Consider the following 23,298-nt stretch of genomic DNA (forward strand, 5'->3'; position numbering starts at 1 on the left):
ATACATGTAAAAATAAAGTAAACATACTTTTTTTTCTAAGCGTAAATTTTCAAATCCTAATACTATTTACTATTAAGACGCAGGAAATAATACTAAGAGATTTTGCTAAACCGCTGAACCGATTTAAATTCTGATTTAAACTTACTCGGCGTTACATTTTTAGATTTTTTAAAAAATCTATTAAAATTAGCGATACTATTAAATCCACATTTATACGCGATTTCTCCAACAGACATATCGGTTTCAATCAGTAGTTTTATGGCATGACTAATTCTTTTGTCGTTCATATATTCAATAAACGTTTTTCCAGTGCGTTTTTTAATAAATCTATTAAACGAACTCTGACTCATATTCACCAAAGTAGATATTTCTTTCAGTGAAATTTTACGCGAATAATTTTGTCTTATAAATTCCTGAACTTTTTTAATCCGATCGCTATTGTCATACTCACTATCTCGTACCACATTAGATGACAACAACCTTTGGCTTTTAGAATCTGCAAGTTCTTCGAGTAATTTTAAAAGTTTAATAAAATCTGTTACTCCATCTGTAGCTGATAATTCTTTTATTCTTGGCATTAACTTCATCGCTGTGTTTCCATCGAAAAGCACACCATGTTTAGACTTTGTAAACAAGTCTTGTATAGGTTTGAAATTTTTTAAAGAGAGTAATTTACTATTGAACAAATCTTCATGAAATTGAATTGTTATTTCATAAATACTTTTGCTTTTGCAGTTATGCGTTTCCCAGCCATGTTCTAAATTGGGACCCATTAAAACTAATTCTATATCATCAATTTCTTCCATTGAAGTCCCCACTACACGACGTATACCTTTTCCGTTTAGAATAAAATTTAGCTCGTATTCTGGATGAAAGTGAATAGGAAAATCAAACTTTTGCTTCACCCTATCGATGATTAAAAAAACATCATCTGATTTTAATTGGGTTATTTCTCGATTAATATTTTCGCTCATTTTACGTGTAGTTTTAATTAATCATAAGTATAACTTTGTAATTTCTTCTTGAAATATTTACCATGCCTAGACGGCTTATAAGTATTCCAATCTTCGAATAATCTTGGAGCCCATTCGGCATCAAATACCCAAATAACATATGAAATGTCTTTTTCATCACAATACGCTGTAATGGCATCACCATAAGATTCATCACTAATTACTGGTGAATGCGCACCTGGATCTTCTGGTCCACAAAAACCAATTTCAGTAAGAATTAAAGGGTATTTTTCTTTAACAAATCCCCAATCTTTGGTCCATTGATCTTCCCAAGGCTTCTCTCTTTTTTGTGGATACGGATGACTGACATACCCAATGCCTTCAACATCTAAAGGATCCTCTAAAACAGGTGTTAAATCATAAGCCCAATTAAAACCAGCAACCAAAGGAATTCCTTCACCTCCATTAGCTCTAATAATACCAATAACTTCTTTATTTATCGTTTTCCATTCCTTCCAAGTAACGGCCCCTAACGTCCCATTGTAAGTGGTAGGCTCATTAAAAATTTCGTAAAAAGCAACAGTTGTATTATCACCATATTTAGAGGCTATTGTTCTCCAAAAATCATAGGTTTGCTTTAAAGTTGTATCATATCTGTCTGATTGATACATTTCGGTTTTCAAATTACCTATACTATGCCAGTCGATAATAATATACAAACCCAATTCTGTTGCCCATTGTATACCATCATCTAAAAGCTTTAAATAAGATTCCTTTCCCCTTTCGGTCCAATCGGTTGGATGCACAGGTAGCCTCACAATATTAGCTCCCCAATTTTTTATTTCTTCGAAATAGGCTTTGTCCCAATGTCCTTGAGGTTCTAATTTATTGGGATCACTGGCGTTTAGCCCTCTAAACACAAAAGTTGTTCCTTCTTCATTTACAAAACTATTTCCTTCAACAATAAGCCTATCTAAACTACTCACCTGAAAACCATATAATAAGGTTGACATTAATAGAAATACTGTGATACTGAATTTTGTTTTTATCAAACGCATCATTTTAGTGATTTATAGCTTTCCTAAATTTATCAGATAAAAATCTAAATATAAAACATTAAGTGTTAAATGATAATATAGTAAACATAAATGGTAATATAGTATAGGTTATTGAGTTTTGATTGACGAAAAAATTACTTTATTAATCATCTCATTTTGATAACACTACTTTACATCAACAATTATTAAAGTAGAATTGGCATCCAATATCCTACAAAATTTAATAGCAAACGGAATTAGCCCAGCTTCATTAATGAGAACAATCTATATATCAATAATTTTGATAATCTTGCTATAAACCATAATTACTAGCGCCAACTTATCAACTGACATTTATCATAGTTTAAAATATATTTAAGATATAATTTTACACCACAGATTAAAACATAAAACCATACTAATCAAACCCTTAAACTTTTTTTTTATACAACACAGAACAATAAACATAGTATCCTAACCTTAATATAAAAACGTAATCATGCCAAAACATATTCTTTTACCTACCGATTTTTCAGATAACGCCTTAAGTGCTGCTATATACACTTTAAAACTATACAAAGAAGAACAATGTACGTTTCACTTTTTACATTCTTCAAAATTACATACGTCTTCTATGTCTAGTATGTCTAATAAATTAGCACGCGTTTTAGCAGAAAAAGCACGAAAGGAATTAGATGAGTTAAAAGCTAAAGTAGAAAGAGACTATGCTAATGAGAAGCACACTTTTGAAGTTATACTAAGCACTAATGACTTACATAGTTTAATTGAAGTAGTCGTAGAAAAGGAAAACATAGATCTTATTGTTATAGGGACTAAAGGGGAAACTAAAGCCAAAGAAATACTTTTTGGAAGTAACACTGTAAATATTATTAAACAGGTAAAAAACTGTCCTATTTTGGTTATTCCAAATAAATATGATTTTGTAAAACCTGAGCAAATAGCCTTTCCAACAGATTTTAACCGCATCTACGGAGATGAATTATTACCACTCAAACAATTAGCTGATCTCAATAGTTCTAAAATTAGAATTGTTCATATCAATAATGAAGATGACATCTCAGAAAGCCAAAAACAAAATTTAGCTTTATTAGAAATGAGCTTAGAGCATTATGATTATGGTTTTAATTGGATGCCTAATTATGATAGAAAAGCCAAAGCGATTCAAGATTTCATAGAAGACTTCAAAATCAACATTTTAGTAATGGTAAATTATAAACATAGCTTTATCGAAAATATAATAAAAGAACCTATAATAACCAATATAAGCTTTCACCCTACTGTTCCTTTTTTAGTCATACCTCAAAACTGATATTAATCCTTTTCATTAAAGAAATCATACTTTAATGTTAACTATATAAAATAGATTATGAGACATCACATATTACTTCCAACCGATTTTTCAGATAACTCATGGAGTGCCATACTTTATGCCTTAAAATTATACGCTAACCAGCCTTGTACCTTTTATTTATTACATACCTGGTCTTTTAAAAACCCAACATCTAGAACATATATCACTTCAAGTTTTATAGACCTAAACAAGGAAAAAACGAAACAAGATTTAATAAACTTAAAAGCTAAAGCAAAGACAGAAAGCACAAATTCTGATCATAAGTTTAAAACTGTACATAGTACAGAACCTTTATTGGATACGATTAAAAACACCATTAAAGAATTTAAAATAACCTTAGTCATTATGGGGACCAAAGGTGCCACTGGTGCTAAAGAGTTTCTTTTTGGTAGCAACACGGTAAATATAATTAACAAAATAAGACTTTGTCCTGTTCTAATTGTACCAGATGCTTATGATTTTGTTGTACCAAAGCAAATTGCTTTTCCTACGGACTTTAATAGATTTTATGGAGATGAGTTGAAGCCATTATTAGAATTAACTAAATTATATAATTCCAAAATACAAGTTGTCCATGTCAATGTAAAAGACAGCCTAACTGAAAAGCAAAGTTATAATTTAGCAATGTTAAAAGCATATATTGAAGATCATCCAAGTTCTATTAATTGGAAGCCTAATTTTGGAAGTAAAGAGCAAGCGATTATCGATTTTATTGACGAATTTGATATTAATATTCTTACAATGATAAATTACAAGCATAGTTTTATTGAAAGTTTTCTAAATGAACCTGTAATTCAGAAAATTGGATTTCATACTATAATTCCATTTTTGGTGATCCCTGAATTTGAATAAACCCTATTCCTTATAATAGTTAGGTCTTTAGTTTTTTGGCTTTAACATAAAAAACCCGATTCATATGAATCGGGTTTCTTTATATTTTAAAATTATATAATTTACTTACTTCCAAAAGCCCTCAATCTCTTCTAAAGATTTTCCTTTGGTTTCTGGTATAAACTTATAGGTTACAAAGACTATGATTAATATAAATGCTATAAATATATAATAAGGTAAAGAGCCATTCCAAGGCGCACTATTGTTTACGTCACTTCCCATTACAACAGGGAACGATTGTGACACTACATAATTAGCAGCCCATTGTGCCGCAACAGCAACAGACATAGCAACACTTCTTATTTTATTTGGAAACATTTCTGACAATAAAACCCATACTACTGGTCCCATTGATAATGCAAACGATGCAATAAAAATTAACACTCCAATTAGAGATAACACTCCTACATTTTCTTGCTGTAGTGTAACTCCTAAAAGTAAAAATCCAATAATCATTCCGATAGAGCCAATATAGAGCAATGGTTTTCTTCCAAATTTATCTACAGTAAACATCGCCACGAAAGTGAATACTAAGTTTACAAAGGCCAATAATATTTGTTGAGCAAGAACATCTTCTTTTCCAAAGCCAAGTGCTTTTTCAAAAATATCTGCACCATAATATAATACCGCATTGATCCCTGTAAACTGTTGCAATACCGAAAGCACCGTACCAATCGCAATAATAGCTAATATGCCTTTAGAGAAATAACTCACTTTAATACCATCATTAGTTTCGTCTAAAGACTTCTTAATATTAACCATTTCTTCGGCGGCTAAGTCATCACCATTTATTTTCTGCAAAACAGCTAAAGCTTCTTTTTCTTTTCCTTTTAAAGCCAACCAACGCGGACTTTTAGGCACTATAAACAATAGTATTAAAAACAAAAGACTCGGAATTAACTCTGACCAAAACATACGACGCCAACCGAATTCTATATTCTCTGCTACGGTTAAATCGTTACCAATAAAATACGTCGCTAAGAATACCACAAAAAAGCCAATTACAATCGCTAATTGATAATAGGTAACCATACGACCTCTAATATTTGAAGGAGCAATTTCTGCGATATACATAGGTGCATTCATTGATGCCACACCAATACCTAAACCACCGATAATTCTAAAAACCACTAACATACTAACGGTTTGAGGAAATAGTTCTGGTAAACCCGATCCATAAGCTGAAACGGTAAAGAATATTGCCGAAATTATTAAAGATTTTTTCCTTCCGATTTTAATACTCAAAGGCCCTGCAATAATAGCTCCTACGAAACACCCCAAAAGTGCACTACCAACAACCCAGCCTTTTAATGCGTCGCTTAAGTCAAAATACTCAGTAAGATAAAATTGCGCTCCATTAATAACACCTGTATCATAACCAAAGAGCAAACCCCCTAAGGCGGAAACCGCTGCGATTAATAATAAAAAAACACTTTTTTTCATTTTATAAATTTATTTAATATTAGTTAGAGTTTTAGTTTATCTAAGTTTTTATAGCTGCAATGTAATTAAAATTTGCAAATGGCTTGAGAGATACTACATGTATCAATTAACAGTTCATATTAAAAAATTATTCTACAAATATGACTTTACTCTTTTCAGAAATTCCGTTTTCGCTAAACGCTTCTATCGTAAAATAATACGGTGTATCACGATCTAAAGAACGCATAAAATGTTCGTTAGTATCATAGACTTGCCAAGACTGATAGAGTTTATCTTCTGCAATTCCCCAACGAATATTATACCCTTGAGCTCCTTCTATAGGATTCCAAGAAAATGATACATCTCTGCGATCTTCTTCTCTTTTTACCTCGAATCCGGAAACATTAGCTGGCTTAGCATCTAGCCCTAAACCAAACACCCTAAACTCTGACATTGCAAAGTTTGCACCAGGTACTTTTATATTGTTATAACGGACGTACTTTGCCTTTACAGCTTCATCTAATACGATATAAGCATTGGGTGTATCCTTTTCACTATTACTTCGATCTACTACAGTTTGCCATTTAGTACCATCTTCTGAAACCTCAATAGTAAATTGATGTTTTAATCCTTCGACACGTGTATAAATCCCAGAATCATGATCATGAAAATTTAATTGAAAAGCATTGATATTGCCAGGCTTCTGCATTTCAATTGTTATCCATTGTTTATCGTCATTAGCTTCTGCAACCCAAAATGTTTTAGGGTTTTCATCGGTTAATATTTTAGACGTTATTTCACCATCCGTATTTTTCTCGAGTGGTAATTCGGTAACTTTTACGTCGTCATCATTCGACGTAAATTTCATAATCTGCATTAACGACGATGACACCGTAACATCGCCTTTATAAGACAACAACATCCAACCATTGTGGTGTCCTGCTTTTGTAGGATGACTAGAACCAAAACGCGGATAATCCCCATAAGCAGTATTGGTATACATTAAACCATCGGCATCAAAGTAAGTCGGAAACATACACAAACGGCGCTCCCATTGCGCATTAGACGCCAATGCCATTGTTCCAAAATGCCAATATTGCCCATTGGTTTGTTTAACCGTTATGCCATGACCAGCACCATTGGTAAATCCACCAGGCTTAAAACTCATAGGGTTATTTTTCATATATGTAAAAGGCCCAAGTGGTGTATCACCAACATAAACTCCATCGGCATACACATTAAATTGTGTACCAGGTGCTGCGTATTGTAAATAGTATTTTCCGTTGTGTTTGGTCATGGAAGCTCCTTCCATATAGCCTTCTTTTAAAGTCGGGTGAAAGTTATTTTCTCCAAAACGTTCCCATCCATGTTCTTCCTCAACAAGATTGAATAACTCTTTCTGAACTCCTGTTTCTAAAAAACGATCGTCTTTATCTAACATTTTTACACGAAGTGGATTAACATTAGAAGACCCCCAATATAGGTAGGTCTTACCATCATCATCAATGAACAATTCCGAATCTTGAATATTAGTAGATATAGACGCTGTTGGTTCCCATTTGCCACTTTTTGGATCGTCGGTATAAAGAATACTTCCGTAACCAGCAGGGTTACCAGCAAAGTACACTAACGAATCTTTGTAGTTAAAAGCTGTTGGAGCATTACTCCCTTCAAAAAACCATTGTTGTGGCTTTATAAAATTCCAATTAATCAAATCTGTAGAATGCCAATACCCAAAAGACCGTGTTACAAACATGTAGTATTCTCCTTTAAATTCTATAACAGCAGGATCGGCTCCTGAACGGTACGATTTATTTTGACTAGAATTATAAACCATATAGGTATAATCTATATCTAATGGGTTGATATAGGTGTCAAGTCCTTTTATTAATTCTGATTTCTCCTTGGTATTAGAAAGTTCTTCTGAACGCTGACTCTTGTCGTTATTACACGAAAAAAGAAATGCTATAGTGAATAGAAAAAGTATGTTTTTCATGATTATTTAGTTCTTATAATTTTTGTTTGAATAACTTCTTTATTTAGCATCGTTTGCTTAAAAAAGCTGAATACCTTCTCTAAATCTTCAAAAGGAATTCGGGCAATCTCATGACCACCACCTTTAACGATATTAAAGGAATATGCGGTATCAAATTCTTCGAGTTGATTCGCTATAACTTCAGAACCATCTAACATTATATAACCGGCTTTCTTTGGATCGCAATAATGATGTGATGCATTAGCAAACGGAACTAATCGATCTTCTGTTCCGTGATATAATACTGTTGGAACGGCATTTTCTTTTGTAATATATCTCGCATCAACCACAGCACCTGCACAAGAAAACACTCCTGCAAATGACACACTATTATAAGCGTTTTTGTCCGTTACAAAATAATCCTTCATATACACGGCATTTAGTATGCCCTCTGCCCCTGCACTACTGCCGCCTGCTATAATTTTAGTAGGATCAATTTGAAGCATCTGAGCGCGTTCAACCAAAAATTTTGCGGCATCTAAATAATCGATTGCAGCTTGTTTAAAGGTTTCCATTTTCTCATCTTTAGTGCAATCGCATCCAAAGCCAGTAGTTTTATTTTGTCTAAGCAAACGGTAATCGATAGAAACACCTATATAATTTTGTTTTTCAGCTGCATATTTTACCAAATTAGTGTCATCTGGATACGCACGATGACTACCTGAAAACCCACCACCATGCATCCAAAGTAGTACAGGAAGTGAATCTGTTTTTTTAATGTTTTTCGGTGTAAACACATCCATACTTAAGGTATCATTTCCTTTAATAGAATAGATATAAGTCTCCTTTGTTTGAGCGGAAAGACTAAACGTAATTAGTGTTACGAGTGTGATTAATATAATTTTCATTTAGTTTATTTTCTCAATTAAAATTCCACGTATTACAGTTTCACCTTCAGTTGAATTTAGAGTAATTGTTAATCTATTAAAATAAAGTCTTCAAATCCTTAAATAGCACCTTAAAAACACTGTAATTATTTATTTAGCTTATTGTAATTGAAAACTGTATTTAAATTTAAAATCAGAACTTGGTGTAATGGCAATCTCAAAATCACCAGTCTCCACTCCATAAATCATTTCACTGTTATAAAACTTTAGGTCTTCTACTGAAATCGTAAATGTGACCGTTTTCTTTTCTCCTTTTTTTAGAAAAATCTTTTGAAAGCCTTTCAACTCTTTTACTGGTCGTGTGACACTTCCTACTTTATCGTGAATGTAAAGCTGTGCGATTTCATGGCCGTCAGAATTCCCTGTGTTTGTAATCGTAATACTCGCTTCAATGGTTTTTGAAAATGTTAAGTTTTCTGAAGACAATTTAAAATCCGAATATTTAAATTCCGTATAACTTAAACCATGACCAAAGACAAACAACGGTGTATTTGGCACATCGATATAATTACTTTTATAATCCTCTTTAGGATTGCTTTCAGGAATCGGACGTCCTGTATTTTTCATGCTGTAATAAATTGGTACCTGTCCCACATTTCTTGGAAATGTAACCGTTAATTTCCCTGAAGGATTAACCGTTCCGAACAATAAATCTGCAGTTGCTGCTCCACCCATGGTTCCTGGAAACCAAATTTCTAAAATAGCATCCACCAAGTGAACCTCATCCGAAAGATTTAGAGGACGACCATTCATTAAAACCAATGTGATTTTTTTATTCGGATTCGCTTCTCTTATTTTTTTAATCAATTCTGGCTGAATCCCTGGGATTTTTAAATCGGTTCTAGATGCTGCTTCGCCACTCATGTGATGATCTTCACCCATGACTAAAACAATTTCGTCGGCTTGTTTAGATATTGAAATCGCTTCTTTAAAACCAGAGTCGTCATCTTTTAAAATGTCACAACCTTTGGCGTATAAAATCTGATTAGAATTTAGATATTCTGAAATACCTTCGAACACACTAACTGCTTTTCCTCCACGGTCACCTTGTGCCGCCCAATTGCCAATGATATCAGATTCATCTTTTACTAAAGGCCCTATAAACGCTATCTTTTTTGTATGTTTTGAAAGTGGTAAAGCATTATTCTTATTTTGCAGTAACACCGATGATGCTGCGGCAATTTCTCTCGCTTTGGTTAAAAATTCTGGCTTGTATGCTGTAGTCGCTTCACGCTCTTCATCAATATAATGATAAGGATCATCAAACAAGCCCAACTTATATTTAGCTAATAAAATTCGTTTACAAGCCTCATTTATATACGCTTCAGGGACTTTGTTTTCCTCTACTAATTTTTGAAGATGTAAACGGTAAACATGTCCCATCATGTCCATTTCTACACCAGCATTCATTCCTATTCTAGCCGCATCAATACTATCTTTAGCAAATCCGTGCTGAATCATTTCATTAATGGATGTGTAATCCGAAACGACGAAACCATCATATTTCCATTCATCACGAAGAATATCTCGTAAGGTGAACTTGTTTCCAGATGTTGGCACACCATTCAATTCATTAAAAGCCGACATAAAGGTTTCTACACCTGCATCCACAGCAGCTTTAAAAGGTGGTAAATACACATTTCTAAGTTCTCCTTCCCCCATATTGGTGGTATGATAATCTCTTCCTGCTTGAGCAGCTCCATAAGCCACATAATGTTTAGCACAAGCTAAAATGGTATTCGGCTGCGATAAATCGTCTCCTTGAAATCCACGAACATAAGCCTGACCGATAACACTATTAAGATAAACGTCTTCGCCCGCACCTTCAGAAATACGTCCCCAACGTGGTTCTCTAGAGACATCAATCATAGGCGCAAACGTCCAATGAATGCCTTCTGCAGAAGCTTCTTCTGCCGCAATTCTAGAACTTTCCTCTACCATTTTTAAATCCCAACTTGCCGATAAGCCTAAATTAATTGGGAAAATAGTGCGATGCCCATGAATGACATCATAGCCAAACAACAACGGAATTCCCAAACGGGTTTCCTCTACTGCGATTTTTTGTAAGTCGCGCGTGCCTTTTGCAGACATAGCATTAAGCATGGCTCCCATATTACCTTCGCGAATATATTTGCCATTATCAGCTCCAACAAATGGCCCTGTTTGATCCCAATGACCACCATACATAACGGTTTGCCCGATCTTTTCTTGAAGTGTCATTAATTGCATTAATGAATCTACTTTAGCTTCATAGTTTTGAGAAAAACTCTGATTGAAAAGGCAAATAAGTGCGATGTATAGGAATCTTAATCTCATGCTCGATTTACTTTGTTAGTTCAAATTCTTTCATCATTTTAGTATTAGAGTCTGTACCCATAAACACATGGAATTTTCCTGGTTCTGCTACAAAATCTAAATCTGAATTATAGAATTTTAAGTCTTCAACGGTTATTTTGAAGCTTACTGTTTTTGTGTCTCCTTTTTTAATTTCAACTTTCTGAAAACCTTTTAATTCTTTTAAAGGTCTCGTTACAGAACCTACAACATCTCTAATGTAAAGTTGCACGACCTCTTTACCATCGTAATCACCAGAATTGGTAACATCTACAGAAACCTCAACTGAACCATCCATTCCGATTGTTGCTGTATTAAGATTTAAGTTTGAATAATCGAATGTCGTATAACTTAAGCCATAACCAAAAGCATATAATGGCTCGTTGCGTTCATCGATGTAATTACTTCTGAATTTTTCAAATTTACCTTCTTCATTCATTAAAGGTCTTCCTGTGTTTTTATGATTGTAAAAAATTGGAATTTGACCAACACTTCTTGGGAAGGTTGCCGTTAATTTACCTGAAGGGTTTACATCGCCAAATAACACGTCTGAAATAGCTAAACCTGCTTCACTTCCAGGGAACCAAACATTAAGGATGGCAGGTACATTTTCATGTTCTTCAACCAATTCTAAAGGTCGTCCTGTAAACAATACTAAAACAACAGGTTTTCCTGTTTTTAGTAAGGCATTTAATAAATCTTTTTGAACTTGAGGAATTCCTATTTCTGTTCTACTACTACTTTCTCCACTAAATTCAGCAGACTCACCAATAGCAGCAACAATAACGTCAGCTTTATTAGCGATACTTAAGGCTTCATCTAATAATTGTTTATCTGTTCTACCATCTCTTGGAATGGTTTTACCGAACATGGTTGCTTTTTGTTCTAGTTCTAAATCGTAATCTAGATTACTTCCTTTAGCATATAAAACATTAGCCTTGTCACCAACAACCGTTTTTAAACCTGCTAAAAACGGATTTGATTTTTCTTGGTTTGTCGCTACACTCCAAGTACCAGCCATATTTACAGCATTATTTCCTAGTGGCCCGATTAAAGCAATAGTACCTTCTTTTTTTAATGGCAATAGATTGTTTTCATTTTTAAGTAATACTGTAGATTCTGCTCCCACTTTTCTAGCAAAAGCTCTGTTTTCGTCTGTAAACACTTCGTTTTTTGCTCTGTCACTATCCAAATATCTGTAAGGATCATCAAATAAACCTAACTGATATTTCGCAGTTAACATACGTTTTACGGCGATATCTATGTCTTCAATCTTTACCATGCCTTTATCTAAAGCTCCTTTTAAAGATTTTACAAATGCAGCAGACGCGACTGGAGAATCACCTGCCATATCCATATCAATTCCTGCATTTAAAGACTGAGCCACCACTTCTTCTTCATTACCTACTCCATGTGCCATCATTTCATAGATTCCGGTATAATCGGTAACTACAAAACCATCAAAACCCCAATCATCTCTTAATAAATCTGTAAGCAACCATTTGTTTCCTGTTGCTGGTATACCATCAATTTCATTAAATGAAGCCATTACAGAACCTACACCTGCATCAATAGCAGCTTTGTAAGGCTCTAAATATTCATTATACATTCTGATCTTACTCATATCAACCGTGTTATAATCACGACCAGCTTCTGAAGCTCCATATAAAGCAAAATGTTTTACACATGCCATCAACGTGTTATTCTCACTTAAGTCATCTTGTTGATACCCTCTCACCATCGCTTCTGCAATACGGCTTCCTAAATATGGGTCTTCACCATTTCCTTCAGAAACGCGTCCCCAACGTGGATCGCGCGAAATATCTACCATCGGAGAGAACGTCCAGTTAATACCATCCGCACTCGCTTCGGTCGCCGCCATACGTGCTGTTTTTTCTATAAGTTCCATATCCCAAGTAGACGATAAACCTAGAGGAATTGGGAAGGTTGTTTCGTAACCATGAATAACATCCATTCCGAAAAGTAATGGAATCTTTAAGCGGCTTTCTTCAACAGCAATCTTTTGAACTGCTCTAATTTTTTCAACCGATTTTATATTGAACATACCCCCTACTAAACCGTCTTGGATTTTTTTGCCCACATCAGAGCTCGTACCAAGACCTGTTGTAATATCACCAGAAACAGGAAGATTAAGTTGTCCTATTTTTTCATCTAAAGTCATAAGACCTAAAATAGAATCGACTTGAGCTTCAAATGGATTGTTATTTGTAGAAGCTGTTTTAGTTGCCGTCGAATTTGAATCGCAACTCGTTAACGTGAATGCTATTATAGAAAATGCTGTTAGTTTAAGGAAAATTTGTTTTGTCATTGTGTTATTTTATTTTTGAAAAAAGCCATGTTAATAATTCAGGTTCTGCAAAAGCTGGATCCCAGCTGTTATGGTTTGCAAAATCGTATAAAGTCAATTTAGGAAAGCCTCCTGCACTTATTATTGCAGAAGCCATGTTTAAAGATAGTTTAGGGTCCACCACATCATCTTTTGCGCCGTGTAATATCCATAAAGGGATTGTTTTAGCATATTCTGTTACTGAAGCTGGATCACCACCTCCACAGATTGGAATAGCTGCAGCAAACATTTCGGATTTACGGTAGATAATTTCGAAAGTTCCCATGCCTCCCATAGATAATCCCATAGCATAAACCTGATCTGTTTTTACATAAGATTTTGCAACCATCGTGTCCATTAAATCCATCACTAACGCCATTGCAGTAGTTGGTGCCTCATTATAGTTATACTTGAATGTGATTGGTTTTGTTGAACGATCTGCTTCTAATTTAGACCAATAATCATTTCGGGGACATTGTGGAAAAATAACAATTGCAGGAAACGAATCTCTTATCGTTTCGTTTAAAAACAAGTTGCTACCATGAGCGAGTTGCTTTTTATTATCATTTCCACGTTCACCTGCTCCATGAAGCATTAGGACTAATGGATACGTTTTAGATTCATCAAAACCCTTAGGTAAAAGCATTCTGTAATTAAGCGTGTCTCCATCTACAATATGATTTTCATATGAAAATAATTCTTTTGAAGATTCATTTTGCTGCGCATTTACAGCACCTGAACTAAAGACCATAACACTAAATATTAAGGTTAATAATTGATATTTCATATTCAGTTATTTTTATTATTTAATAGTTAAAGCCTAAAGCATCCAAGCCGTTGTGAATATCTTCATTTTGCATAAAAAGATTCCACAATAAACCAGATCTATGATTTTCGATCATAATAATTTCTGGCCCTTGGTCTATGGCTAAATAACGTTCGGTTACCCAATCGTTATAATGTGGACTAAAGGCATCATAAAAACCTGCTGTCCCCATTAATATGTCCTTTTTACTATAGAAATAATGCATTGCTGCTAATGATTTCTCAGGAGTATATGGAATAGAACTAATGGCTGCTGTTGGTGAAATAACACCTAAATCATTTTCGGGACTATGTGCTGAATACCCTGTGGAACCATCTGAATTTCGACTATAACTTGCTGTTAAACCCCAACAATCTTCACCATAACCTACGAAATTATTTGGATTGATAACACTGTGTTGATAATTGATATTTGTATGGTTTACATTTAGATCCCAATAATTAGCATACTGATCTGAAAGGTTTGTAGGGTTTAAGCCTAAGAACGAATAGTGTGCCCAAAACAATGGACCAGTACCCGAACCTGCGTGATCTAGTATTAACGGAATACCATATTGGCTTGAAGAAGACACTATGCTTCCATTATTTGCCCAACCTTGATGGTACACTTCTGCCGGAATAGGGAAGTCCGGCGAAGCTGCACCTAAAATAAACGCTATTAGCGTTTCATTATAACCTTTGAGTTCTAAGTTTATTGAAAAGCCATTATTAGGACTCCAATGCCAATACAAGGCATTTTGATTTTGCGTGTACCAATTCCATTCTATGCCTTTCCATAATTCATCTGCCTGAGTTGCTAAAGCCGCTTCATCAGCAGAGCCATTTTTAAAATATTCTTTAACACAAATGAGACCTTGAGCTAACAAAGCAGTTTCAACTAAATCTCCACCATTATCTTCTGTACTAAATGCAATTGCGCTTCCGTTAGTTCCATTGATCCAATGTGACCAAGCTCCATGAAAACGATCTGCACCTTCAAAAAAGTCGACAATTTGATTTAGCCTATTAAAGCCTTCAGCTCTTGAAATATATCCACGTTCTATGCCTACCAAAATGGCCATTAACCCAAATCCGCTGCCACCAGTGGTTACTATATTTTCACTATTTGTAGGATCATTAGGATGGTAGCGTTCTCTTGCCGCACCAGAGTTAGCATCAGCATAATCCCAAAAATATTTGAAGGTTGTTTCTTGTGTTAAATCCATTAATTCTTCATCCGTCAAGGTTTCAACAACCGGATCATCATCATTTGGATTATAAGGCTCTTGGTAACCAGGCCCATCATCCGAACCACAACTAAAACACATTAAGCCGATTAATACTAAACTAAAAATTCTCATCTTTATCAATCTTTTTATAATTAAAACCAAGTTTATCCAAACCTGATTGTACATCTCTATTTTTCATAAATAAGTTCCATAATAAACCTGTTCTATAATTCTCTATCATTACAGGAATAGGGCCTTGGTCGATAGCTAAATATCGTGGTGTAGACCACTTATGCTCAAAACTAAAAGCATCATACGGGCCGTATTTACCAACAAGACTATCATGGTTTTTATAAATATTTTCTAATACATTCATACTCTCTTGTGGAGTATATGGAAATGATGACAATGCTGCTGTTGGCGACACCACTCCAATATCATTTTCTGGACTATGGCCAAAATAGCCTTTAACCGAATAACTCGATGTAAATCCCCAAAGACTATCTCCATAACCTTTAAAATTCTTTGGATTATCTACAGCGTATTTATAATGGATTTTAGCATGATTTTGAGTTAATTTCCAATAATCGGCATACTGATCAGACAAGCCTTTTGGATTTAAACCTAAATAGGAATAATGTGCCCAAAATAATGGTCCGGTTAAATAATCATTGTGTTCATAATAGTTTAAGATCACCTCTTCATCGTAGAAGGTTTTATCCGAAACAATAGCACCATTTTTAGCCCAACCTTTTTCATAAACCGATTTAGTAATAGCATGTGTTGGTGAGGCTGCAGCCAATACATACATTATTAAGCATTCGTTATAACCACCAACTGGGAAATTCATGTCCCAACCATATTTTGGAGACCAATGCCAATACAATACGTCTTCTCCGTTTTTAGTATACCAATCCCATTCTACACTTCTCCACAATTCATCGATCTTAGAAACCAGTTGCTTTTCTTTTTCTGTGTTACCATCAAAATATTCTGCAACGGTTAATAACCCTTGAATTAAAAATGCGGTTTCTACTAAATCTCCTCCATCATCTTTTTTACTAAAAGCAAGTACTTCACCTGTCTCTCCATTTAACCAGTGCGGCCAGGCGCCATGAAAACGGTCTGCTTTCTCTAGAAAATCAACATTTTTGAGAAATCTATCTAAGGCTTCATCTTTATTAATGTACCCTCTTTCTATCCCAACTAAAATCGCCATTACACCAAATCCACTTCCTCCTGTAGTTACTGTGTTTTTCGGAGAACCCGGATAAACATCGTCCATATGCAAACGCTCTCTAGCTAAACCAGAATTTGGTTCTGCACCTTCCCAAAAGTAATTGATGGTTTGTTTTTGGATGGTATCTAGAAGACCATTATTACGTAAATCCACTATTAGGCTAGTCTCATTTTGGTTCACTTCCATGTTACTTACATCGTTCTTTTTATCATTGGATTTACACCCAACAACAAGACACAATAAACAACCAGTGACAAGTGTTTTATATAAGTTCATTATTTAAAAATTAAGTAAGAATATAGCGGCATCTTAGAAAATAAAATGCCGCTAAAAATAAATAAGTGATAATTAAAAAATTATTAGACTAACTCAATTGAATTATCCTTTTTACTGCATACCCTCTATCTCAGCTTGTGTTAAAGCCTTATTAAACAACCTTAATTCATCGATAGCACTCAAATCTGATAAGTGATCCCAGTAACTAAATGTTTCTCCTCCTGCACCAATTGTTATTTCTGAACAACCAGTCCAATCGATACTAGAACTTAAAGCGGAAGACAATTGTTCAACTCCATTAAAATAGATTTTGCTTTCAGTAGCAGAAACTGTTAATGCAACATGTACCCATTCTCCAGCTGTTACATCTATTACACCTCCATCGTTCCAGCTTTCTCCATCACCAACACCAACGTTTACTTTAATACGTTGTTCCGTTGCATTACCTTCTCTAAATAACCTGAAGCCTTGGTTTCTATTTTCTGGTGTGTCATTTCCGACAACTAATATCCCCGAACGATCTGGTGTTCCATCAACTTTGTACCAAAATGCAGCACTAAAAGCATCATCACCAAACAATCCGTCTATAGGGAATGTTAAGTATGAATCTGTAGCACCTTTAAAAGCATTTGACCCCTCATAACCTTCACCTAAAAACTCAGTTGCTCCTACCATTGTAGGCTCATTTAAGCTTACAAATTCAGTATTAAATCCGTTGAAAGGCATATAAAATGTTTCACCATCGTAAGTTGGCTCGTATGGATTAGTTACGTTAATCATATTTTGGATTTCATCTTGAGATAACGTTGTATTGAATAAACGAAGTTCATCCATAATACTATCATCAGATTCATGTCCCCAATAACTAAACGTTTCTCCACCTGCACCGATTGTAATGTCGGTAGTCCCTGTCCAATCTATAGGACCATTTGGTGTTACTGTATTTACAGGCAAACCATCAAGGTAAATTACTGTTTCTGTTGGCGAAATTGTAAAAGCAATGTGAACCCACTCTTGAGCAGTTACATCAATAACTCCACCATCATTCCAATTATCTGCATCACCAGTTCCTATATTTAACTTAATACGTTGTTCTGTAGCAGTACCTTCTCTTAGTAATCTAAAACCTTGGTTTCTATTTTCTGGAATATCATTTCCAACAGTTAAAATACCTGATCTATCTGGATCTCCATTAACTTTATACCAAAACGCACCACTCATATTACTCTCAAACATACCTTCTATTGGAAATGTTAAGTAAGATTCATTACTTGCTATGTAGGCATTAGTGCCTGCAAACGCACTATCAGCAAATTCAGGTGTGCCAACTTCAGTCGCATCTGTTATAGATAACAATTCGGTATAACTGTTATCAAACGGCATGTAAAACACCTCTCCAGAAAACATAGCTTCGTATGGAGGAGCTTTCGAAAAATTTACTGTAGCAGTAGTTGTATTTCCTGCTAAATCCGTACCTGTAACTGTTAAAACATGCTCACCACTAGATAGGCTATCGTAAATGTATTCTTCATTAACAATTCTATAATCTAAAAACGTATCGAAAGATGCTATTTCTACTCCATCCAAATTGACAACAATTGAACTAACCTCAATATCATCTTCAACTTTGAATTTAATATTAATTGGCACAATCAATTCTAAACCAGTAATTACAGCACCTTCTGTAGGATAATTAATTGTTACAACAGGAGCACCTGCGTCTGGCCCTGAATCTACTTCTGTGATTGGATCTATGCCATCATAACAAGACACCATCATCAGCAATGCTGTAATTGCTACTATATATTTATTAATTTTCTTCATTTTCTAATTTTTTAGTTGTTATCAAGTGGTAATAAATCCAATTGCGCTTGCGGATATGGTAAAAGCTCGTCTTCAGCTGTAAATGTGCGTCCTTCGTAGCTTAACTCTTCATATTTATTCAATCGAATCATATCAAAATAGCGTACTCCCCATTCCATAGCAAGCTCTGCAAATTTTTCATCCATAACGTCATCTGTTGTTACACCTGAAAGTGCAGGCAATCCAACTCTTGCTCTTACTACGTTAACGGCTTGATCCGCAGAACCAGCAGATCCGCTTGCACCTTGAGTTAAAGCTTCAGCATACATAAGTAATATTTCTGCATATCTGATAACAATGAGGTTTTTTCCAGAACCATACCTTGTTCTTCCTGGAGTTAAATCAATAGAAGGTAAGTAATGTTTACCACTTGCAAACTTAGCTCTAGAATAGTCATTAAAAATATCACCATCTGGTGTAACGTTAGAAACAAAACTCGGTAAGGTAGCATAAGCAGGATCTGATGTAATTTCAGCTATACCACGAGGTGTAAAATTAACACTTGTAATTAATCTCGTCGTTTCACCTCTGTCTAGCATAAATTTAATAAACTTTAAACTTGGCTCGTAAAAACCCCAGCCTTCAGATGCACCCGCTACAACTGGAGTCCAATTAGAAGGACCAAATGGGCCATATTCATGAGAATTTTCTGCACCAGATTCGGTACCGTAATCTGAAAATTGCAACTCAAATAAATTTTCATTACTGCGCTCTCCTTCTTTCTTAAACAGATCATAAAAATCTGGATAAAGATTAAATTTACTAGAATTAATTATTTCACCCGTAACATCCGCTACTGCTTGATAATTCTCTAATTCTAAATTCGCTAAGGCTTTTATAGCCAAAGCGGTATATTTTGTAACACCTCCAGAAACATCTTGTCTTTCATTAGGTCTAGCATCTGGCAAAAACGGAATAGCTTCATCCATTAAATCTGAGATGTATTGCATAACTTCAGCTTTTGTTTTAACACCTTTATCTAGCTCAGCTGTAATATCTGAAGTTCCTATTATAAAAATATCTCCCCAAAGTCTTGACATCTGAAAATGTGTAAAACCACTTAACACTTTACATTCTGCCATGTATTGATCTGCTTTGTCTAAATCTTCATCTTCTATTGCAAAATCTTTATATGATTGAATGGTTTCGCGAGAACTTACAATTTTTACGATATCACCATAAAAATTCTCCCAGATTTGGTTGTACATCCAAAACCCATTATCGTAGATAAAAAGATCTGTATCTGCAAACTGAGGTTGATCTCCTAAGCCACCTGCATTAACATCATCTCCCCTAACACCAATAAGTAAAGGATCTTCCCAACCTCTAGAATATACTGCTGAATACGAACCGATAAGCGGTAAAATCATATCATCAGAATTGGTAAAATCGAGATCATCTGCAGCGAGTTGACCATCATTCTCTTCTAATTTATCTGTACAAGAGAAAACCACCGCACAAATTGCCAACATCAGTGTTAGCTGTTTTATTATTTGACTTATATTTTTCATAATAGCTTTTTTTAAATTTTAATATTTACACCAAATGTATACACTGCAGGCACTGCATAAGTTTCGCGATCAATACCATCACTAACTTCTGGGTTAAACCCATTATAACTAAATACAGTTATAGGGCGCTCTGCTGTACATGTAAATCTTATCTCTGGCATATTCTCACCAAGAGATTTAGCAGGTATAGTGTATGCCAACTGAATATTTTGAACTCTAAAATACGCTCCATCTTCAACAAAAAAGCTACTCATTTTTTGGTTCCATGCTTTTCTTCTTCCTTCTGATGAAGGGTATGAATTCGTAGTTCCTTCACCATGCCATCTATTTATAGCAAAGTCAGCATCTATATTTGTGTCATTAGTAAAAATAACTTCACCTCTTTTACGGTTCAATATTTTATTTCCTGTTTGTCCTGAGACGGCTACTGATAAATCGAAATTCTTATATGAGACATTTAGATTTCCACCATAAGTAAATGTCGGCAAATACGACCCTAAAACCACTCTATCTTTATCATCAATAATACCATCATTATTTTGATCTTTATAAATAAAATCACCTGGTATAAGTTGGTTACTGTTTGCTGAAGCTTCATTCTGAGCTGTTGGATCTGCTGCTACTTGATCAGCATTTTGATAAACACCTGCTACCTCCCAACCATAGAAAGCATTTACTGACTCTCCAACAATAAGTCTCTGACGAAACTCAGCTTCACCTGTATCAAAATAACCTTGTTCACTATCAATTCTAGTTATTTCATTTTTAAGCGTTGCTATATTTCCACCAACGGAGAAACTCCAGTCATCATTAATACGTTGGTTCCAGTTGGCTGCAATTTCTAAACCTTGATTTCGCATTTCGCCAATATTAGTATCCACAACTTCAGCGGTAATTGGTATATCCTTTGGAAGCACTAAATCTTTAGTATCACGGATGTAATAATCGATCTCTAAACTTAATTTATCGTTAAAAAAACGCGAACTAATACCGAAATTTGTTTCTTCTAAAATCTCACGTTTTAAATTTTGAAAAGTATTTGTAGTCAATATACCATTCATTTGAGTATCACCTATATCTGCTGTTGTTGTAGATACGGTTCTTGTCCCTGCACTTCCGCCTAAGAATCCATTAGCCAATTGTCCCCAACCTGCACGTAACTTGAAAAAATTAATTGTATTATTATCTTTCATGAAGTTCTCTTCTGAAACTACCCATCCTAAACCTACAGCTGGTGTAGTGACCCAAATTTCTCTAGGAAATCTTCCATCACCTTCACGTCTTATAGTTGCATTAAGCAAATACCTATCCTTAAAACTATACTCTAACCGACTAAAAAAGGCTATTGAATACTCGCGATCACCGGACTCTTTAACTTGCTCATTAAATGTCGTTGGATTTGCAAAATCTAAGTACCATGAGCTTTCTAAATCAATCCCCTGAATCTCATTCCCTGTAGCTTCAAAAGAATTATCTTGATAATCTCTATATGAAGAACCAGCAAGAAGCGTTAAACTATGATCTCCAAAAGTATCATTGTAAGTTAATGTATTATCCCATATTTGCTTAGAATAGTTTAATTCTGCTCGTCTAATAGAAGATTGTGCCCTTTGTGATTGTGACGATATAAAATAAGGTAATCTTACATTTCTCTCTGAAATGGTAGAATAGTCATGGCTATAAGATGTTTTAAACTTTAATTTCTCTGGAACCAACTCATATTCTAAAAACATACTTGTTAAGACTTTTCTAATCTTAAGCTGATTGTTATTATACTCCATAGTAGGAAACGGGTTTTGTGTTCCACGGTAACCTAATAGACTTGCATCTGAATACGGCGTAGAAGTTGCTTGTGTATTTGCGTAATCATAAATCGGTAAAATTGGCACTGCAGAATACGCTTGAAACCATGCTCCATTTTCAGGATTATATTGCGTTGCATTACTAAAAATAGCATTAGTTCCAATTTTTAAACGGTCAGATAACTCTATCGTAAGGTTAGATTGAATGTTGAAACGCTCATATTCGTTTTCCATATCTAAAATACCTTCTTGAGAAAAATAGTTAGCATTAACACTATAAGATGTTTTTTCGGAACCACCAGTAACACCAATACCATGACTTGAAATTGGCGCAACGCGCAAAATCTCTTTATACCAATCAGTATTAACATCTGGAATATTAGGATTCACTCTGCTACGTCCAAAACGTTGTATTGCGTTATTAACAAAATCAATATCTGGTTGAGAATTTGACTCATAAGCCATAGTTACAAATTGCTCTGCGTTTGCCATTTTAACAACATTCTGAGCATTTTGGTAACCAGAGTATCCATTATAAGTAAAAACTGGCTTTTGCTCCGTTCTTCCGTTCTTTGTTTCTATGATGATTACACCATTAACACCGGCTTGACCAAAAATAGAAATTGAAGAGGCATCTTTTAAAACCGAAATTGTTTCAATTTGATTACTATCTAAGAAATCAATAGTATCATAAAACATTCCATCAACGACATATAAAGGAGTTGCTCCCCCTTTGTAAGAGTTCACACCTCTAATTCTAACCGTTGGTGAACCACCAGGCGAACCACTACTTACAACCTGCACACCTGCCACTTTTCCTTGTATGGACTGCATAATATTACCACTAGGTGTTTTAGCAATATCTTCCGATTTTACAGTAGAAATAGCACCTGTTAAATCCGCTTTTTTCTGAGTACCATAACCGACAACAACAACCTCGTTTAGAGATGCCACATCATCTTGTAGCGTAATATTTATTTGTGTTTGACCACCTACAGTAATGAGCTGTGGAACAAAACCGATATAACTGAATTCAATTTGTTCTCCAGCATCCGCCTTAATTATGTATCTACCATCAAAATCAGTTGTAGTTCCTCTGCTCGTTCCTTTAATTATGACACTAGCACCTGGTAAAGGCATCCCGTCACTTTCACTTGTTACAATTCCATTAATTTCAATCTGCTGAGCAAAAGAACAGACTGAAATAAACAACATCAACAATAGACTAATTTTTGTTTTCATATAGATTGATTAATATTTAATAAATTAGAGTTAGTTTATTTAAAAGTCTAAAT

At 34.7% G+C, this 23,298-nt stretch carries 15 protein-coding genes; 2 read left to right on the forward strand and 13 right to left on the reverse strand.

Annotation, left to right across the window (positions count from 1 at the left end; translation table 11 throughout):
- Positions 1-92 precede the first annotated feature (92 nt).
- Both DFQ09_RS01830 and DFQ09_RS01835 read right to left on the reverse strand, forming a co-directional pair.
- Positions 93-974 carry an AraC family transcriptional regulator gene (locus DFQ09_RS01830; protein WP_092466544.1) on the reverse strand — a complete coding sequence of 294 codons (882 nt, stop codon included), beginning with the start codon at positions 972-974 and terminating at the stop codon, positions 93-95.
- Positions 975-991: 17 nt separating this feature from the next.
- Positions 992-2,005: a glycoside hydrolase family 5 protein gene (locus tag DFQ09_RS01835; protein WP_220347448.1), complete on the reverse strand. Its 1,014-nt coding sequence runs from the start codon at positions 2,003-2,005 to the stop codon at positions 992-994.
- Between the two features lie 484 nt (positions 2,006-2,489).
- Here DFQ09_RS01835 and DFQ09_RS01840 point away from each other — a divergent pair, with 484 nt between their 5' ends.
- Both DFQ09_RS01840 and DFQ09_RS01845 read left to right on the forward strand, forming a co-directional pair.
- On the forward strand, positions 2,490-3,320 hold the full coding sequence (locus DFQ09_RS01840) for a universal stress protein (RefSeq protein ID WP_115807883.1): 831 nt from the start codon (positions 2,490-2,492) through the stop codon (positions 3,318-3,320).
- Positions 3,321-3,377: 57 nt separating this feature from the next.
- Positions 3,378-4,214, forward strand: a complete 837-nt coding sequence (locus DFQ09_RS01845) for a universal stress protein (protein WP_115807884.1) — start codon at positions 3,378-3,380, stop codon at positions 4,212-4,214.
- 105 nt (positions 4,215-4,319) lie between these two features.
- Here DFQ09_RS01845 and DFQ09_RS01850 read toward each other — a convergent pair whose 3' ends face one another.
- From DFQ09_RS01850 to DFQ09_RS01900, 11 genes are all read right to left on the reverse strand, one after another.
- The gene (locus DFQ09_RS01850) at positions 4,320-5,696 is read right to left on the reverse strand and encodes a sugar porter family MFS transporter (protein WP_115807885.1); all 1,377 of its coding nucleotides are present in this window, start codon (positions 5,694-5,696) and stop codon (positions 4,320-4,322) included.
- A gap of 127 nt (positions 5,697-5,823) precedes the next feature.
- Positions 5,824-7,671: a family 43 glycosylhydrolase gene (locus DFQ09_RS01855; protein ID WP_115807886.1), complete on the reverse strand. Its 1,848-nt coding sequence runs from the start codon at positions 7,669-7,671 to the stop codon at positions 5,824-5,826.
- A gap of 2 nt (positions 7,672-7,673) precedes the next feature.
- Positions 7,674-8,558: an alpha/beta hydrolase gene (locus DFQ09_RS01860; protein WP_115807887.1), complete on the reverse strand. Its 885-nt coding sequence runs from the start codon at positions 8,556-8,558 to the stop codon at positions 7,674-7,676.
- A 138-nt stretch (positions 8,559-8,696) separates the two neighbouring features.
- A complete protein-coding gene (locus DFQ09_RS01865; protein WP_115807888.1) occupies positions 8,697-10,913 on the reverse strand; it encodes a glycoside hydrolase family 3 N-terminal domain-containing protein in 2,217 nt (738 codons plus the stop codon).
- Between the two features lie 7 nt (positions 10,914-10,920).
- Positions 10,921-13,260 carry a beta-glucosidase BglX gene (gene bglX, locus DFQ09_RS01870; RefSeq protein WP_115807889.1) on the reverse strand — a complete coding sequence of 780 codons (2,340 nt, stop codon included), beginning with the start codon at positions 13,258-13,260 and terminating at the stop codon, positions 10,921-10,923.
- 4 nt (positions 13,261-13,264) lie between these two features.
- A complete protein-coding gene (locus tag DFQ09_RS01875) occupies positions 13,265-14,065 on the reverse strand; it encodes a carboxylesterase family protein (RefSeq protein ID WP_115807890.1) in 801 nt (266 codons plus the stop codon).
- A 19-nt stretch (positions 14,066-14,084) separates the two neighbouring features.
- Positions 14,085-15,443 carry a glucoamylase family protein gene (locus tag DFQ09_RS01880; protein WP_115807891.1) on the reverse strand — a complete coding sequence of 453 codons (1,359 nt, stop codon included), beginning with the start codon at positions 15,441-15,443 and terminating at the stop codon, positions 14,085-14,087.
- A complete protein-coding gene (locus DFQ09_RS01885; RefSeq protein ID WP_115807892.1) occupies positions 15,430-16,827 on the reverse strand; it encodes a glucoamylase family protein in 1,398 nt (465 codons plus the stop codon). The genes DFQ09_RS01880 and DFQ09_RS01885 overlap by 14 nt, the downstream gene beginning before the upstream one ends.
- 111 nt (positions 16,828-16,938) lie before the next feature.
- Positions 16,939-18,651 (reverse strand): LamG-like jellyroll fold domain-containing protein, encoded by a 1,713-nt coding sequence (locus tag DFQ09_RS01890; RefSeq protein WP_115807893.1) that lies wholly within the window; start codon positions 18,649-18,651, stop codon positions 16,939-16,941.
- A gap of 11 nt (positions 18,652-18,662) precedes the next feature.
- Positions 18,663-20,201, reverse strand: a complete 1,539-nt coding sequence (locus tag DFQ09_RS01895; RefSeq protein WP_115807894.1) for a RagB/SusD family nutrient uptake outer membrane protein — start codon at positions 20,199-20,201, stop codon at positions 18,663-18,665.
- Between the two features lie 11 nt (positions 20,202-20,212).
- On the reverse strand, positions 20,213-23,245 hold the full coding sequence (locus tag DFQ09_RS01900) for a SusC/RagA family TonB-linked outer membrane protein (RefSeq protein WP_115807895.1): 3,033 nt from the start codon (positions 23,243-23,245) through the stop codon (positions 20,213-20,215).
- Positions 23,246-23,298: the final 53 nt, after the last annotated feature.

It is taken from the genome of Winogradskyella pacifica, from assembly GCF_003386275.1.
GTDB lineage: Bacteria > Bacteroidota > Bacteroidia > Flavobacteriales > Flavobacteriaceae > Winogradskyella > Winogradskyella pacifica.

Bases quoted from the DNA above. Each gene is read 5' to 3' on its own strand.
- DFQ09_RS01830 (WP_092466544.1), bottom strand. From the start codon at position 974: ATGAGCGAAAATATTAATCGAGAAATAACCCAATTAAAATCAGATGAT.
- DFQ09_RS01895 (WP_115807894.1), bottom strand. From the start codon at position 20,201: ATGAAAAATATAAGTCAAATAATAAAACAGCTAACACTGATGTTGGCA.
- DFQ09_RS01900 (WP_115807895.1), bottom strand. From the start codon at position 23,245: ATGAAAACAAAAATTAGTCTATTGTTGATGTTGTTTATTTCAGTCTGT.
- DFQ09_RS01880 (WP_115807891.1), bottom strand. From the start codon at position 15,443: ATGAGAATTTTTAGTTTAGTATTAATCGGCTTAATGTGTTTTAGTTGT.
- DFQ09_RS01855 (WP_115807886.1), bottom strand. From the start codon at position 7,671: ATGAAAAACATACTTTTTCTATTCACTATAGCATTTCTTTTTTCGTGT.
- DFQ09_RS01890 (WP_115807893.1), bottom strand. From the start codon at position 18,651: ATGAAGAAAATTAATAAATATATAGTAGCAATTACAGCATTGCTGATG.
- DFQ09_RS01860 (WP_115807887.1), bottom strand. From the start codon at position 8,558: ATGAAAATTATATTAATCACACTCGTAACACTAATTACGTTTAGTCTT.
- DFQ09_RS01840 (WP_115807883.1), top strand. From the start codon at position 2,490: ATGCCAAAACATATTCTTTTACCTACCGATTTTTCAGATAACGCCTTA.
- DFQ09_RS01850 (WP_115807885.1), bottom strand. From the start codon at position 5,696: ATGAAAAAAAGTGTTTTTTTATTATTAATCGCAGCGGTTTCCGCCTTA.
- DFQ09_RS01885 (WP_115807892.1), bottom strand. From the start codon at position 16,827: ATGAACTTATATAAAACACTTGTCACTGGTTGTTTATTGTGTCTTGTT.
- DFQ09_RS01845 (WP_115807884.1), top strand. From the start codon at position 3,378: ATGAGACATCACATATTACTTCCAACCGATTTTTCAGATAACTCATGG.
- bglX (WP_115807889.1), bottom strand. From the start codon at position 13,260: ATGACAAAACAAATTTTCCTTAAACTAACAGCATTTTCTATAATAGCA.
- DFQ09_RS01875 (WP_115807890.1), bottom strand. From the start codon at position 14,065: ATGAAATATCAATTATTAACCTTAATATTTAGTGTTATGGTCTTTAGT.
- DFQ09_RS01865 (WP_115807888.1), bottom strand. From the start codon at position 10,913: ATGAGATTAAGATTCCTATACATCGCACTTATTTGCCTTTTCAATCAG.